Origin of the sequence: Halomonas sp. DP4Y7-1 (assembly GCF_019800705.1) — a bacterium.
Classification (GTDB): domain Bacteria; phylum Pseudomonadota; class Gammaproteobacteria; order Pseudomonadales; family Halomonadaceae; genus Halomonas; species Halomonas litopenaei_A.
In genome coordinates, this window is the sequence record NZ_JAHVKS010000012.1 from 63,409 (window position 1) to 78,647 (window position 15,239).

Consider the following 15,239-nt stretch of genomic DNA (forward strand, 5'->3'; position numbering starts at 1 on the left):
GTGTCTCGGCGGTGCAGGCGTTACCATGTCGCCGATTCAAGAGACGGGAACAGGCGGTGCATCAATGACGGGAGCAGTGCTGTCTCCTTGCGTCGGGCTATGTTCCACCACGCTGGGGGATGACGTTTGTCGAGGCTGTCAGCGCCATCGCGACGAAATTCGCGACTGGTTTGCCATGCCCGCAGAGGAACGTCAGCGGCGCATGAACGAACTCGATGCCTTGCGCCAGCAGCAAGCGTCGGTGCTGATCGACGTATTCGATGAAGCCCGGCTCGAGCAGCAGATGCGTCGACATCGCATCCGTTTTCGTGCGTCACAGCCGGCGTTGTCCCGCGCCGTCGAGCTGTTACGCGTCGGTCGAGAGCGCATTGGCGTGCTCGACGCCTATGGCCTCAGTCCACGCCCCGGCGCGCCTGCGTCGGCGGCCGAGTTGTACGCAGCGCTGAGCGACGCCTTGAATGGCGCCGCCGCTTCCCGTCGTCAGCGCGATTCCCAGGCAGGTCGCTGACCTGCCCACTACTGGATGTTTTCTGCATGAACAGTCCTGTCAGCACCGAGCATGACGCCTCCTTGCCTGTCGAACTTCTCGAGTTTCTGCCCTGTGAGACGCCTGCATCATGGGTTCAATGGGCCCTCGATAACGAAACCCTGCTGTTGATCGATCACGCTCAATGCGAGAAGAAGGCGGCCTCGACCGCCATGAGCCTGATGTACCGTTATGTCGATCACACCGATCTGCTGACCAAGATGTCGCAGCTGGCGCGGGAGGAACTCCTGCACTTCGAGCAGGTGGTCAAGATCATGAAGACGAGAGGCATTGAATACCGTCACCTCAGTGCTTCGCGCTACGCTGAGGGGCTCAGAGAACTGGTCAGAAAAGATGAGCCTGATAGGCTTGTAGATATACTGATCGTGGGTGCCTTGATCGAAGCGCGCAGCTGTGAACGGTTCGCACGACTGATTCCGCATCTTGATGAGGAGCTTGCCAAGTTCTACCGAGGTCTGGTTAAGTCGGAGGGACGTCACTTCGAGGATTACATCAGTCTGGCCCGCCAGCTGACCGACGCGCCGATAGAAACGCGTATTGCGGAGTTCAAGGCCCGCGAAGAGCAACTAGTGACGACCCCGGACGTCGCCTTTCGTTTTCACAGCGGTGTACCGGCCTGACGCCGAGTGCATCGCCACGCAGGGACACCATCATGCGGGACGCCCAACACGATGCTTCCCAGATAATCGACCAGGATCACCTGGCACTCTTCGGGCACTTTTCCCTGAGCCTGGGAGACGATGTCCTCGTTCAATTCAGCTACGACAAGGTCAAGGCATTACTGGTGTATCTGCTGCTGCATCAGCAGCCGGTCAACCGCGCCACACTGGCAGAACTGCTGTGGCCCGATCAGGGCCTGTCATCAGGCAGGACCAATCTGCGTCATGCACTGCACTGCCTGAGACAGTCTCTGGGGGATGAGGCCGACAAGGTGCTGACCGTGTCGCGCCAGACCATTGCCTTCCAGCTGCCGTCCCAGTGGGGCTTCGATGTACATGGCTTGCAGCGTTTGCTCGAGGGCAAGCGCGATATCGACACCCTCAAGACGATTCTTGAGCTGTATCGCGGAGATCTTGTCGAAGAGCTGCAGCTACCTGCCTGTCCTGACTTTCAGCGCTGGCTGATTCAGGTGCGTAACGAGTGGCGTCAGCGCGTCATCCGCTTTGCTGAAGACGTGCTGGACCAGGAGGGCGAAGCGCCTGATCAACTGCTGCAGGATCTGGTCAGCCGTTTCTCAGGCTACGCACCGTTTCACGAGCGACTGGTTCGCCAGCTGGCCGAGCAGGGTCAGATGGCGGCCGCTCACGAGCAGTACAACAGCTTCCTGCAGCTGCTGGCGCTGTCCGGCCAGCAGCCTGACCCCGGCTTCCTGCAGCTGGCCGCCTATTGGTCAGACAGCCAGGCCGATAGTGGTTCGCTGTCGCCCAAGGGAGCGTTCTCACGCACCTTGTCCGTGGACAGTCCACCTCTCAGTGAAGATGAAGTCGAGCATCGTCAGCTGTCTGTCATGGCAATCCGCCTGAGCCTGCAGGGCGACATGGGCAGCCGCGCGGAGACCCGTGCCTGCCTGGCGCTGCAGATCGAGCTGATGCGCTGGTTGGAAAAGCAATGTCATCACCTGGGTGGGTTCTGGCTGCCCGGTGCGACCGGCGGCCTGGGGCTTGCCTGTTTCGGTACCCATGGCCCGGCCCATCAGCTGGCTGAACTGGTAGCGCTTTACGAGCACTGCCGTCGGCTGCTGGATGAAGAATGCCAGCGTCATTGGACGGGCGAGGGCAGTGTACCGACCATCGAGCTGGCCGCCGGGTTGAACAGTGGCCAAGTGGTATACCTCCCAGCACGTCATCTGGTAGATCCGCTTGGCCAGGTGACCCAGGGGGCACTGAATTTGATGAGTGCCGCCGAGGGCAGCGAGCTGGTCATCTCCCAGGAGGCCAGTCAGCACATGCCTCCTGCACTGGACCTCCAGCCTCGGTTGTTTTCTCGGTTGGTCGCCAGCGATGGCCGGGTGCGCCTGCGGGCGCTGGTGCTGGGCAGCAACGAAGGCGGGCGCGACGCCATGCCACCCAGCCTGGTGGGCCGTGAGAATGCGCTGCGCATGTTGCGTGATGCCCTGGCGAGGGCAGGCATTGGCCTGCGCCAGAGCGTGCTGGTCAAAGGGCCATCCGGTCTCGGAAAGTCGGCCCTGCTGGTAGGTTTCCGTCACCTGGAGCAGAGCCGTGACGCGACGATCTGCTGGCAGCCAAATACCCGCATGTCGGTTCAGGAACCCTATGGAGTGGCGCGTCAGCTGCTGCGCTGGCACCTAGGTGGGGAGCTCGATGCCGAGGGGTTAAGCGGACTGGTCGAGCGCCTGGGGCTGGGTGAACTTGACGACAACGACCGGCAATGGCTGGAAGAGGCCATGGGCATCCGGGATGCCCAGGAGAGCACCTTGCTGGCCAAGAGCAGCGAGGCGGTGGAAGCCGTCGTCTCCCTGTTGCACGGCCTGGTGCTCGAGCTGTCACAGGATCGGCCGCTGGTACTGATGATCGATGACCTGCAATGGGTCGACGAGCCCTCCTTCAAGGTGCTGGCCGGACTGCAGGCCCGCCTTCCGATCAACTGCCCGCTGCTGTTGATCGCCAGTCATCACGGACGTGAGTCACTCCCGACTCGCCTGCACTGGGACCAGCAGATCACGCTGGGCCGTCTTGATGCGATGCAGTCGTCGCGGCTGCTGACCCAGCTGGCTCGACGTTATCGGCTGCACCTGTCGCCGCGCTTGCGAGGTCAGATCATCGAGCGCTGTGATGGGGTGCCGCTGTATCTGCAGGAGATCTGCCGCCGCCTCGATATGGATCGACGAGAAGGCCGTAGCGTTCAGCTAGATGAGCTGCCCCACGGGTTGCTGGGCCTTCTGACCAGCCGGATCGACCAGCTGGACGTGGATCGTGAAGTTGCCCACGTGGCCGCCGTGCTGGGGCGTAACTTCCGTTTCGACTTTCTGGCCGAATGTAGCGGTTGGGAGCCCGATCGTCTGGGCAAGGCGCTGGAGGAAATGCGCCGGCTGGAGATCATCGAGATCGCTGACGGTGAAGCGGGCGCAAAGCAGTATCAGTTTACCCATCAGCTGCTCCACGAAGCCGCCTATCTATCCTGTCCCCGGGATGTGCGAGTCGACATGCATCGCCGCGTCGTGCAGTTGATCGAAGAACGCTTCCCGATGTGGATCAGCCGCCACCCCGGCGATTTCGCGATGCACTTGCGGCGCAGCGGACATTACGCGCGGGGTGCTCGCTACTTCGAACTGGCGGCACGAGAGGCCCTCAAGGTCAGCGCCAATCGCACGGCACTGAAGATGGCCGATGCGGGACTCGCGAGCCTGCGTCAGGTCGAACGACAGGCCGAGCGAGAAATCAGCCTGCTGACGGTCCGAGGTCAAGCCGCCTTTGCACTGGAGGGACACGGTTCTCCCACTGCCCACGAGAGTTTCGTCAAGGCCAGGGAGCTTCTGACCGAGTGCACCACGGATCTTGAGGACGAGGACGATCTCGAGCAAGCCTTCCTGGTCAAGTGGGGGCTATGGGTGGGCTGCAGTCAGCGCAACGCCCATGCCGATGCCTTCCTGCTGGCGTCACGTCTGAACGATCTGGCGGTGCGGCTGGAGGATCCCCGCTATCAGCGGCTGGCAGACTACGCCGGCGCCAATTGCGAGTATTGGGCGGGGCGCATTCGTCAGGCCTATGACCACCTCGAGGAACTGGATCCGCTCAATAACCCGATGATGATCGAGTGGCTGCCGTTCTCCGATCATCCTCAGGTGGCGGCGGCCTGCTTCCAGGGCTGGACGCTGTGCCTGAGGGGTGACTATCAGCGGGCTGAGCGACACGTGGAGTCCGCGATTCGACTGGCGGAAGAGATTCATCACCCCGGTAGCCTGGCGATGGCATTGATGTACGCCGCCGCCTTGTACCGCCAGCTGGGCCATGTGCACGAGGCTGCCCATCGCGCGCAGCGCGCGTTCGAGTTGACCGGAAGCTCCGATCTGCACCTGTGGCAGGTGTCCTCGCGGGCGGTGGTTGGCTGGCAGCGTGCGCTGGCGGGCAGCCGTGACGGCTTGCAACAGCTTCAGGCCGCCCACGAGGAACTGGCCGAGATCACTGGGCGAGATCCTTGCCAGCGTCCCAACTTCTGGTATGTGGACGCCTGCCTGGCCATGGGTGAACTGGAACAGGCCGAGGACTATCTCGACCAGTGCCTGCTGCTGGCCAGAGAACGCGCGACCCTGTTCGTTCCGGAGCTGGCCATTCAGTTGGCGCGGGTGAGGCGCCAGATCGGCCGTGATCTCGACTCGGTGCGCACCTTGGCCGAGCTGGCGAGACAGCAGGCCAAGCGCGACGGCAACCTGCATCAGCAGCTCTGTGCGCTGGAACTCTGGTTGAGCCACGTCGACGGCAATGATGATGCCGCCCACGATGAGTTCCGTCAGCTGTTGGCCCAGGTCTCGCTGAGCGATGCCCCGGTGCTGATTCGCTGGCGCGCCTTGCTGGATCGGCGAGTATCGCAGACTAGCGGAGCCTGATCTGCCCATCACGAGCGCTAGTGTTCTGGAGGGCCGTGACGCTTTTTTCGAAACGTCTCAAGGGCCCCAGTAGCAGGGCCCAGTGGCCAAGACCCCGACAGGCTAACCTGTTGGGGTCTTGTCGTCATAGAGCAGGGCGTGAGTCGACCTGTAGTGTGGCGGAGGGGGTGCTGCTCACGTCATCTGCTCCAGCGCCGTGATGCGATCAAGCGCTTCATCGCGATGGGTTCCGCAGAGGTCGGCATCAAAGTCGAAGCGTGCGCATACCGCTGGGCGTTCGGGCGAACCAAACAGCTTGCACAGGTGATCGTTGTCGAGCTGGACGCAGCGCACGCCGGCCGGTTTTCCCTCAGGCATGCCCGGTATCGGCGAGCTGATCGACGGGGCGATGCAACAGGCGCCACACCCCGGCCGACAGCCGAGGTGGCCAGATGCCTGGGCTTCTGTCGCTGGTGATGCCGCCGCGGCGACGGCAATCAGCTTGTCCGTGGACCTCATCGTCATGATCAGTGGGGGGCCTGGGCCGTGGCGGTGGCACCCTTGTCCACGCCCTCGTAGGCGCGCACCCAGGTATCAATACCCGTGTCCCGTGCAATGTGTTCGGCCAGCCACATGGCGATTCGTTCGACGGTGGTCGCGCCAGGCAGGCAGCGGCAGCGTTCCCGGGGCAGCCGCAGCTGGAAGCGCCCCTGGGGTGCCTGATAGGCGCTGACCAGGGCGTCACCTTCTACGCAGACCAAGTCATGCTCGTCCACCAGGTAGCTGTCATCCAGCCAGCGTGCATAGTGCTCCTCAAGTCCAGGCTGGCGACTGCCGCGCTGGATGATCTCGAGCCGCGAACGATGGCCGTGGGCAATGCGCTGACAGTTCCCGGCGTGGCGCCTGAGGCCGTGGCTGTAGGTATAGGCGGCGCCGTCAATTGACTCATCGCTCAGGCATAGCTCGATGTGCTCGACCCGCTCTGGCGGATGGCGCAGCAGTTGGCGCGACAGATGCTCGGCCATGGCAGTCTTGTTGATTCGTGGCCAGGGCAACAGGGTAAACGCCTGTCGTGGGCCGCGGACTTCCATGGGGTAGGGCGATGAGGTACGCACACACAGTCCCTCACGGCACTCACTGACCTCTACCCCCGGAGCTTGCGTAGGCACCAGCAGTGTATGGTCGGCACCGCTATCAAGGCGTGACTTGATCCATGGCTTGACCTCGCCGAAGTCAAACAGCATGCCATCCTCACCCAATTCACCGTCGAGGGTGGCATCCACTTGCCAGCTGGCCCCGATCAGACCACGGTCCGGGCACCACAGCGACACGTCGAGGTGCGTCAGTCGTCGAACAAAGAGTGCCATCAGTCGATTCCTGCGATCTTGTGGGTTTGCAGTGACAGCCGCCAGCGTGGATGAGCCATGCAGTGGGCGACGGTGGCTTGCAGTGGCGTGGCAGGGGCATCGCTGGCGACCAGCGAGGTGTCCATTGGCTGCAGCAGAAAGTGATCGAACTGCATCGCTTCGAAGGCCTCCGGCGGCGCCTCGGCCTGGGGAAAGACCAGCTTCAGCTCGTCACCATGGCGCTGCGCCAGCGGGGCGGCGCCCTTGGGACTGACGCACAGCCAGTCGATGCCCTCCGGGGCCGGAAGCGTGCCGTTGGTTTCGACGCCGATCTCGAAGCCCGCCCTGTGCATGGCCTCGATCAGCGGTGTGTCGAGCTGCAGCAAGGGCTCCCCTCCGGTAAACACCACGTAGGGAATGACCCGGGAATCGCTGTGGGGCCAGAGTGAGGCGAGGTGAGCGGTCAGCGCCTCTGCAGTGGAAAATTTCCCACCGTTCTGACCGTCCGTGCCGACGAAATCGGTATCGCAGAAGTGGCATTGTGCGCTCGCGCGGTCCTGCTCACGACCGGACCACAGGTTGCAGCCAGTAAAGCGACAGAACACGCTGGCCCGCCCGGCCTGTACGCCTTCGCCCTGCAAGGTATAGAAGGCTTCCTTGACGCTATACATCCTGCGTGGCTCCGACTGCCGGTTGGGCGTCTGCTGCTGCAGCATAGGCCAGCGGATCCGTGACTCCCTGGGCCGCGAAGGCGGCTAGGCGCTCACGGCAGCTGCCGCAGCGGCCACAGGCCAGTGGGCGTCCCTCGTAGCAGGTCCAGGTGTGGCGGTAGTCCAGGCCCATGGCAAGCCCATCGGCGAGGATGTCGCTCTTGCTGGCATTGAGGTAGGGCGCGTGTATGGCCACCGGGGAGAAGTTGGCGATGGCGGCCACGTCGTTCATCTTGTGCACGAATTCCGGGCGACAGTCTGGGTAGAGCACGTGATCACCACCATGAGCCCCGTAGTCCACGCGGCTGGCGCCAATATTCACCGCCTTGGCGATGGCCAGTGATAGCAGCACCATGTTGCGGTTCGGGACCACTGTGGCACTCAGGTTGTCCTCGGCGTAGTCCCCGTCGGGCATGGCGCGGGCCGCATTGGTCAAGGCGGAGTTGTCGATCAAGCCGTGGATGGCGGTGATGTCGACCACTTGATGGGGAATTTTCAATTCCTGGCACACCTGCCGCGCCACCTCGAGTTCACGGGCGTGACGCTGCCCGTAGTCGAAGGACAGGGCATGTACCTTGAGGCCCTCGCGAAGGGCGCGATGAAGAACGGTATAGGAATCCATGCCACCGGAGTAGATCACCACGGTGGTGGCGGGAGTAGGGCTCATGCTGAATATCTCGAGTCGGAGAATTTGGGGGAGGCGACTCGCTGTCGCCAGGGGCCGGGGTCCGGTCCGGCTAGATGCCATGGGCAATGTCGCTGCCTGACTTGAGTGGCTTAAATGCTTAAGTCGCTTAAGTCGCTTAAGTGCATAGGCGGCTCAAGTGTCAGCGAGACACGCCAGCGCTGGAGCAGTCTCTCGCCAGCGCCTGCCAGTGGCGCCGCATAGGGTACCGAAAGGTGGGGAACAAGGCCAGGCACCTTTGATGCCGATCATTTGCGCCTCGTCAATATCGCACGTTCCCTGGCATGGCATGCTGCCGGGCCCGCACTGCGGCGTCTGAGCTGTGGTGTCTGAGCTTTAGAAGGAACCAGGATGTCCAGCCAGGCCTGGCTAGACATAGGCACCGCCGTGTTGCCTTGACCATTATCCCTGATGAGAATCGCCACCATGCATGCCCCTGAACTGCTGTCCCCGGCCGGCACCTATCGCCATATGCGTTTCGCCTTTGCCTACGGAGCGGATGCGGTCTACGCGGGTCAGCCCCGCTATTCGCTGCGGGTGCGCAACAACGACTTTGGCTTGGATAATCTGCTGCGTGGTATCGAACACGCCCGCAGCCGGGGCAAACGCTTTTACGTGGCGTCCAACATCGCCCCGCATAACGCCAAGCTGCGAACCTACCTCGACGACATGGCGCCGATTGTCGAGGCGTCACCCGACGCGCTGATCATGTCCGATCCAGGCCTGATCATGATGGTGCGGGAGCGCTGGCCCGAACAGCCCATCCACCTGTCGGTGCAGGCCAACGTGGTCAACCACGCGGCGGCCCGGTTCTGGCAGGCCCAGGGGATATCCCGGATCATCCTGTCACGGGAGCTGTCCCTCGAGGAAATCGCCGAGATTCGCGCCGAGTGTCCGAGTCTCGACATCGAGACCTTTGTTCACGGGGCGCTGTGCATCGCCTACTCAGGCCGCTGCCTGTTGTCCGGTTACTTCAATCGCCGAGACCCCAACCAGGGGACCTGCACCAACGCCTGTCGCTGGCAGTACCAGACTCACGCGGCCACCACGGATGACTGTGGTGACCTGGTACCCACCAGCGCTCAACCGTCGGTGTTGATCGAGGACCCGCAGCGCTCGGGGGAGCTGATGCCGGTCCATGAGGACGAGCACGGCAGTTACATCATGAATTCCAAGGACTTGCGAGCGGTCCAGCACGTGGCAAGGCTAGTCGAGATGGGCGTCAGCTCGCTGAAGATCGAAGGGCGCACCAAGTCTCCCTATTACGTTGCCCGCACCGCCCAGGTCTATCGCCGTGCCATCGACGATGCCGTGGCGGGACGGCCGTTCGACAGGCGACTGATGGATGAGCTCGAGAACCTCGCCAATCGCGGCTATACAGAAGGCTTCTACCGCCGTCACGTGCACGACGAGTATCAGAACTACGAGCGTGGGCACTCGATTGGCGTGCACCAGCAGTTTGTGGGAGAGGTGCTGGGCATGGAGCGTGAAGGGTGGCTCGAGGTGGCCGTCAAGAACCGCTTCGAAGTCGGGGATGGGGTGGAGTTGATGCTGCCGACCGGCAATCGGCGCTTTACCCTAAAGGCAATGATGTCGTCCAGCGGTCGTCCCCTGGAGGTGGCGCCTGGCGACGGGCACCGCGTGCGCCTGGCGTTGGAGGGCGAGTCATTGAGCGCTGCGGCGCGCAGCCAGGAGGCGCTTGGCTTTGGGCTGCTGCTGAGGGATCTTCCCGCTGCTCGCCAGGGCGCCGTATCTTTACAGGAAGACGTACAACCCTGATGCTGGGGTTTGTACGAAAAGTGCCTGCGCTTGGTGATACGGCGTTAAAAATCAACTTAAAATGCTCATTTACACCTCGTAAACTGCGCTTTCTCACCGATTTTTGCCTTGTCTAACCTTCGCTCGTCGACTTTTCGGACAAAGCCTCGGGCTCAAGTGGCGCCACGGGTTGAGCGGGCGCCGGGACTTTCTGGCTCAGGATGCTGCCATGGCCACCATTGAACATAGCGCTGTTCTCGCCGCGCCACCGGAGCGGGTGTTCGCCCTGCTCGAGAACGTCGAGGACTTCGCCGACTACTCCGACCTGATCACCTCGATCGAAGCCTTGGGAGATGATCGTTACCGCTGGCACGTTCACGCGGTGGCGATGGACTGGACCTTCGATGTTCAGGTGACCGAGAAGTCGGCACCGTACCGGCTGGCGTGGCAATCGGTCGATGGGGTCAGCAATGAAGGGCGCTATGACCTTGAGCGCGTGGAAGAGGGCACCCGGGTCAGCCTGGCCATCGACTATCGGATACGCAATCGCCTTCTCGAGAAGGCGGTCAACCGAGCCGCCAAGCCGCTGGTCAGCAAGGTCAGCGCCCAGATCCTCGAGCGTGTCGAGGCTCGCCTGTGACGTCAGAGCTGTTCCTCGACCCCCTGGTCTCTGGCCTCGCTGTCGTGCTGGATGCGGGCGCGCCCTGATGCCTTGGCACCGTACATCTGCTTGTCGGCTGCGGCGATCAGAGCCGCTGCATCGGTGCGCGGCATCTCGGGTAGCCACTGCGCCACGCCGATCGATGCGGTGACCTGCAGCGGCCGCTGTTCCACGCTGGCCATCGGTTGTCGGGCCAGCCATTGCTCGATGCGTCGTGCGACCTCAAGTGCGCCGGACGCTGGCGTGCCTGCGAGGGCGATCACGAACTCTTCGCCTCCGTAGCGCGCGGCAAGGTCGTTGGCCCTGACGGCATCGCGCAGCGTGGCGGCTACGTTGACCAGCACGATATCGCCGATGCGGTGGCCATACTGGTCATTCAGCTTCTTGAAGTGGTCAAGATCGATAAACAGAAGCGACAGCGGACGACTCGTGGAGTAGGCCTCATGCAGCATGGTGCCGAGGCGCTGTTCCAGGGCGGCTCGGTTGGCAAGTCCCGTCAGCGCATCCGTGGTCGCCTTTACGTCCAGGGCCTCGTTGTCACGCTTGAGCGCGGTCAGCTGGGTTTCACGATGATGCAGCTGTTCGACCAGGTGGAGCGTCAGTCCATGCAGCTGCTGTTTCCCGGCGAGCAGCAGGCGTTCAATGTCCGCTTCCGGTGACAACAGGGCAGCCAGGAAGCCGGGGAGGGTGCCCATGGCGTCGTCGAGCTGGCGGGTCAGCACCAGCTGCGTCTCATCGGCCAGGCCCGTGGTCAGCCTGAATCGGTGCAGACTGGCATCGATCGCCGCGCTATCGCCTGCCAGGCAATGACGTGATAGGTCATTGGCCAGGCGCAGGCAGCAGACGTCCAGCCAATGGGTCGTCATCTCGCTATCGACATCTTCCTCGAGCCTTGCCAGTACGGCGTGGGGCAGCTGCCAGCGTTCGACCAGCCAGCGTGAGGCCTGCTCGCGAGTGCAGCCCAATGCCGCGCGCTCGATGGACTGGCGCTCGCCCTTGTCGTCGGCCTCGGCGATCAGCGCAAAATAGCCAGGATCGACCCCGTGCAGGACTAGTACCCCGATGTCCTGAAGCAGTGCCTGGGTGGTCAGTTCCGTGACATGTTCCGGCCGCAGCACTGTGGCAATGGCTCGGGTCAGATGGGTCGTTGCCAGGGTCTGGCGCCAGTAGTCCTTCAAGGGGCCGCGGACGGCGTCACGAATCAGCGTGAAGCCGAGCAGGGCGGTCAGGGTGCCATCGATACCCAGTCGCGCCACGGCGTCGGCATGACAGCTTAGTGGTTTGCCGCCCCGGCGGTAGTACGGACAATTGGCCAGCTTGAGCAGCTGCAGGCACAGGGCCGGGTCCTTGGCGACAAGCTCGACAAAATCTGTCAGTGGGGCGTCATGATCGTTGGCCAATGTCAGCAGTTCACCCACGACGGAGGGGAGCGACGGCAGTCGCTGTGCGGTTTCAAGTCGTGCTTCGATATCCGGAGAAAGCATGCTCACAGGGGCGCCGAGTCAAGTTCGTTGAAGGGGATAGTACCACCCAGGCATGCCCCTTCTGCGGGAGCAGTGCCTGTGGGATGAATGACAGATGATGGCGGTTGCATGACCGCCATCGCTGTCCCGCTGGCCGCTACCAAGGCCGAATGTCGCGGATGATGAGCGTCACGGTTTGCGCAGCGACGCATTCAGGTGATCGACGACCTCGGCCCAGTCCGCGTCCGCCTCGAGGGCTTCGCGCAGGAACTCGGCTTGGCCTTCGTTCCAGCAGGCGGCATCCGGTAGTTCGACATCCTCGGGGATTGGCGCGTTGCGGTCGATGAAGCGCTTGATCGCCTCGGGTTCCGATGCCAGTCCCAGCTGTTCGAACAATTCACTGAACGGGTGATCCGGGTGTTCCATGGACGTCTCCTCATCCTCACGGTTCTCCCTAACCTTACTCCATCGTTCTCGTTGGGGAAGACCATGAGCACAAAAAAGTTGTCACGGTCTGCCCTTCAGCCGCGCTCGCCTACCAGCGGCGTGCGGAACAGCTCGCGCCGCTGGGCAGAGTCGAGAGGGAGAGACAGCAAATGGACGAGCTTGGTGAAGGCCGCCTCCGGGGTCATGTCATCCCCTGAGACCACCTCCGCCGCCGCCAGCAGCTGACCGGCGGCGTAGTGACCGATAGCGATGGTCCCCTGAGGGCACTGGCTGATGGCCACCAGCAACTTGCCTTGGCCGCTGGCTTCAGCAAGCACCGCGCCGAGCTGCGGATCGTCAGGCATATTGCCGCCTCCCCACACCTCCAGCAGGGCGCCTTCGACTCTGTCATCATCCAGCCAGGCCGCCAGCTGCCAGGGGCGAATGCCCGGCCACAGCGGAATGCGCACGACCTTGTCGCCAAGCCCACGGTAGTCGCCGAGCTCGAACCGCGGGGCGCCGCGCTGCATGGCATCAAGACCGCGAGACTCATACAGCTGCCATTGGCCGGAGGCACATTCGCCGAGGAGCGGTGCATTGGGGCTGGTGAAGGCGTCGCTGTCACGAGCGTGCCATTTACGGCTGCGGCAGCCGCGCAGCAGCTTGCCGGCGAAGCACACGGCCACTTCCTGCAGCTGTGGCATCGCGGCGAAGCCGAGCGCGTCCACCAGGTTGTCCAGTGCATCGCTCTCGGCGGCGGCCAGCGGCGCCATGGAGCCGGTTACCACCACTGGGCGGTCGATCCCTTGCAACTGGAAGGCCAGGCTCGAGGCCGTCCAGGCCAGGGTGTCGGTTCCGTGCAGCACCACGATGCCGCGATAGGACAGGTAGTGGTCGGCCACCAGCCGGGCGAGCGCTGCCCAGTCTTCCGGCTGAGCGCTGCTCGAATCGATGGGTGTGGCCACCTCCAGCCACTCGAAGGCGGGCAATGAGGCGCGCCGCTGCGCTGGCAGCTCGTCTACGGCACGGCGGACCCTGGCCTCCATATCGGGGCCAGGAGCAAGGCCATGGGGCGTATTGACCATACCAATGGTGCCGCCGGTATAGATGACCAGTACCGCTGCGTCGTGCTGGGAGTTCATTTGGCGATGTCCTAAGGGTGAAACGGTGAAACGAGGCCTGCAGGCCATGTCATCTAGCGACGGCGAGATGCCTGTCGGGTGATGACGTTGTCGTTGTCATCGAAGGTCAGCTGGCGCTGGCGCCCGGCCAGCCAGGCACAGCAGGCGGCGGCCGCCGCGATACCCATCAACACGTAGGCCACCACGCTGATCGGAGCCTGGTGGTCCAGCAGGATGCCAATGCTCAGGGGGCCAAGTGACGCGAGGGCATAGCCGCCACCCTGGGCCAGCCCTGACAGGCGTCCCGCCAGGCGGGCGTCGGCAGTGCGCAATACAATCAAGGTCAGTGCCAGGCTGAAGTTGCCGCCTTGTCCAAGGCCCAACAGCAGTGCGCCCAGATAGCGCAGCGAGGTATCCGCCATCAGCAGCACCCATAGCCCACTGGCGGTGGCGCCCATCACCAGCAGCAGCGCAGGCCGTTGATCACGCCCGAAGCGTGCCAGCCACGGTGCCAGTAACGCCGAAATCAGCTGGACCATGACCGACATGCCCATCAGCAGGCCTGCCTCGGCCTCGCCGATGCCACGTTGCATCAACAGGGTCGGCAGCCAGCCGAACACGATGTAGGCCAGTGAGGATTGGGTGCCCATCAGCAGGGCGACCTGCCAGGCCAGAGGCTGGCGTAGCAGTCCCTTGGTCATGCCGGTTCCCACGTCCGCGCGGGCACCTGGCGTGGCGGGTGTGCGCGGCATGTAACGTTCCCAGGCGATCAGCGCCGCCACCGCCAGCAGGGCCCAGGCGGCAAGGCTGCGCGTCCAGTCGCCCAGCAGATCCGTCAGCGGAATCGCCAGGCCTGCACCAAGCGCGCCGCCCAGGCAAAGGGCCATGGTATAGACACCCGTCATCAGGTCCGCCCCCCGAGGCAGCTCCCGCTTGACCAGTGCCGGCAGCAGCGCTCCGCTCACGCCAATGCCCGCGCCGACCATCAGGGTGCCGGCGAACAGCGCAAAGGGGGAGCCCAGGCCACGCAGAAGCAGACCGGCGGCGATGACCCCCAGGCCGATGGACAGCGCACGTTCGGGGCCGTGTTGGCGAGCCAGGCGGGGGGCCAGCGGCGCGAACAGACCGAGGCACAGCACGGGCAGGGTGGTCAGGGCACCGATGGCGGTGGGGGTCAGATTGGTGTCCTGCTGTACTCGCGACAGCAGTGGTGCCAGTGAAGACAGCGCGGGCCTGAGGTTAAGGCCGACCAGAACCATCAGCAGAAGAAAGCGCCAGGGCAGCGACGAGGCCTTCATGAGAACTCCTGAAAGATGGCCGACGTGCAGGAGAGCGCGTCAGCGAGGGGCGGCAACCCCTCACTGGCGGCCTTTGGATTACTTCAGGAAGCGGCGAAGGTCGCCACGCACCTGATCATTGAAGGTCAGAAACTGGCTGTGGCGCTCGCCGTCGATGCCGTCGATACGTACTGCCGTGGCCATGCCCTTGTCGACCAGCAGCTGGTCGTAGATTTCCAGCGTGACCTTTTCGACCGGGGTCTCTCCGGGGGCCTGTTGACCATTCTCGAGGCGGAAGGTCTCCAGCAGGCTGGCGCGTACGCGGGTCGCCCCACCCTCGGACAGCACGCGCCGGACGAACAGCCAGCCCTCGCAGGCCAGGGCGACACCGTCGTGGTTGCGCAGGTACAGGGTGCGGTAGCAGGCACCTTGCTCGGCGGCCTTGTCGGCCATGCTGCGATAGGCCTCGGTCATACGATTGGCGCTGACCCTGGCCTCATCTATCTTGGCCTGAGCGCCACGGTGTTCGCTGTCGAGTTGTGCCTGTTTCTGGAAGGCCCGGAAGCGCCGATATTCCTTGATCAGTTCTGGGGTAGCCATGTCGCGTTCCTGCTCAGGTGGGAGGGGCGCTTGAGCGCCCCTCCGTTTCAGTGGCATAGGTTCTGTGACGTAGGTTCAGTGGCGTGCGTTCAGTCGCGTCGC

14 protein-coding genes are annotated in these 15,239 nt (G+C 63.5%); 5 read left to right on the forward strand and 9 right to left on the reverse strand.

The window, feature by feature from the left end:
• Window positions 1-25: 25 nt before the first annotated feature.
• The 3 genes from KUV72_RS18605 to KUV72_RS18615 are packed head-to-tail and all read left to right on the forward strand — an operon-like array spanning window position 26 to window position 5,111.
• Window positions 26-508 carry a DUF1289 domain-containing protein gene (locus KUV72_RS18605; protein WP_224852017.1) on the forward strand — a complete coding sequence of 161 codons (483 nt, stop codon included), beginning with the start codon at window positions 26-28 and terminating at the stop codon, window positions 506-508.
• A gap of 26 nt (window positions 509-534) precedes the next feature.
• Window positions 535-1,167: a tRNA-(ms[2]io[6]A)-hydroxylase gene (locus KUV72_RS18610; RefSeq protein ID WP_206938204.1), complete on the forward strand. Its 633-nt coding sequence runs from the start codon at window positions 535-537 to the stop codon at window positions 1,165-1,167.
• Between the two features lie 32 nt (window positions 1,168-1,199).
• Window positions 1,200-5,111: an AAA family ATPase gene (locus tag KUV72_RS18615; RefSeq protein ID WP_206938206.1), complete on the forward strand. Its 3,912-nt coding sequence runs from the start codon at window positions 1,200-1,202 to the stop codon at window positions 5,109-5,111.
• 174 nt (window positions 5,112-5,285) lie between these two features.
• Here KUV72_RS18615 and KUV72_RS18620 read toward each other — a convergent pair whose 3' ends face one another.
• The 4 genes from KUV72_RS18620 to queC are packed head-to-tail and all read right to left on the reverse strand — an operon-like array spanning window position 5,286 to window position 7,813.
• Window positions 5,286-5,609: a YkgJ family cysteine cluster protein gene (locus tag KUV72_RS18620; protein ID WP_222239423.1), complete on the reverse strand. Its 324-nt coding sequence runs from the start codon at window positions 5,607-5,609 to the stop codon at window positions 5,286-5,288.
• An 8-nt stretch (window positions 5,610-5,617) separates the two neighbouring features.
• Window positions 5,618-6,457 (reverse strand): 6-carboxytetrahydropterin synthase, encoded by an 840-nt coding sequence (locus KUV72_RS18625; RefSeq protein WP_222239367.1) that lies wholly within the window; start codon window positions 6,455-6,457, stop codon window positions 5,618-5,620.
• A complete protein-coding gene (gene queE, locus KUV72_RS18630) occupies window positions 6,457-7,107 on the reverse strand; it encodes a 7-carboxy-7-deazaguanine synthase (RefSeq protein WP_222163176.1) in 651 nt (216 codons plus the stop codon). The genes KUV72_RS18625 and queE overlap by 1 nt, the downstream gene beginning before the upstream one ends.
• Complete coding sequence (gene queC, locus KUV72_RS18635) at window positions 7,100-7,813, reverse strand: 7-cyano-7-deazaguanine synthase QueC (RefSeq protein WP_222163177.1); 714 nt, start codon at window positions 7,811-7,813, stop codon at window positions 7,100-7,102. Before queC ends, queE begins: the two co-directional genes overlap by 8 nt.
• Before the next feature lie 444 nt (window positions 7,814-8,257).
• Here queC and yegQ point away from each other — a divergent pair, with 444 nt between their 5' ends.
• Window positions 8,258-9,610, forward strand: coding sequence for a tRNA 5-hydroxyuridine modification protein YegQ (yegQ, locus tag KUV72_RS18640; RefSeq protein ID WP_222239368.1), 1,353 nt, complete (start codon window positions 8,258-8,260; stop codon window positions 9,608-9,610).
• 208 nt (window positions 9,611-9,818) lie between these two features.
• On the forward strand, window positions 9,819-10,229 hold the full coding sequence (locus KUV72_RS18645; RefSeq protein WP_222239369.1) for an SRPBCC family protein: 411 nt from the start codon (window positions 9,819-9,821) through the stop codon (window positions 10,227-10,229).
• Window positions 10,230-10,231: 2 nt separating this feature from the next.
• On the opposite strand, the gene KUV72_RS18650 is transcribed toward KUV72_RS18645, so the two are convergent.
• The 5 genes from KUV72_RS18650 to KUV72_RS18670 form a co-directional block, all read right to left on the reverse strand.
• Entirely contained in the window at window positions 10,232-11,734 is a 1,503-nt protein-coding gene (locus tag KUV72_RS18650) for a GGDEF domain-containing protein (protein ID WP_261317574.1), read from the reverse strand.
• A gap of 168 nt (window positions 11,735-11,902) precedes the next feature.
• On the reverse strand, window positions 11,903-12,139 hold the full coding sequence (locus KUV72_RS18655) for a DUF2789 domain-containing protein (RefSeq protein WP_222239371.1): 237 nt from the start codon (window positions 12,137-12,139) through the stop codon (window positions 11,903-11,905).
• 95 nt (window positions 12,140-12,234) lie between these two features.
• A complete protein-coding gene (locus KUV72_RS18660; protein ID WP_222239372.1) occupies window positions 12,235-13,281 on the reverse strand; it encodes an asparaginase in 1,047 nt (348 codons plus the stop codon).
• 53 nt (window positions 13,282-13,334) lie between these two features.
• Window positions 13,335-14,558: an MFS transporter gene (locus tag KUV72_RS18665; RefSeq protein WP_261317568.1), complete on the reverse strand. Its 1,224-nt coding sequence runs from the start codon at window positions 14,556-14,558 to the stop codon at window positions 13,335-13,337.
• Window positions 14,559-14,636: 78 nt separating this feature from the next.
• Complete coding sequence (locus KUV72_RS18670) at window positions 14,637-15,137, reverse strand: hypothetical protein (protein ID WP_222239373.1); 501 nt, start codon at window positions 15,135-15,137, stop codon at window positions 14,637-14,639.
• Between the last annotated feature and the right edge of the window lie 102 nt (window positions 15,138-15,239).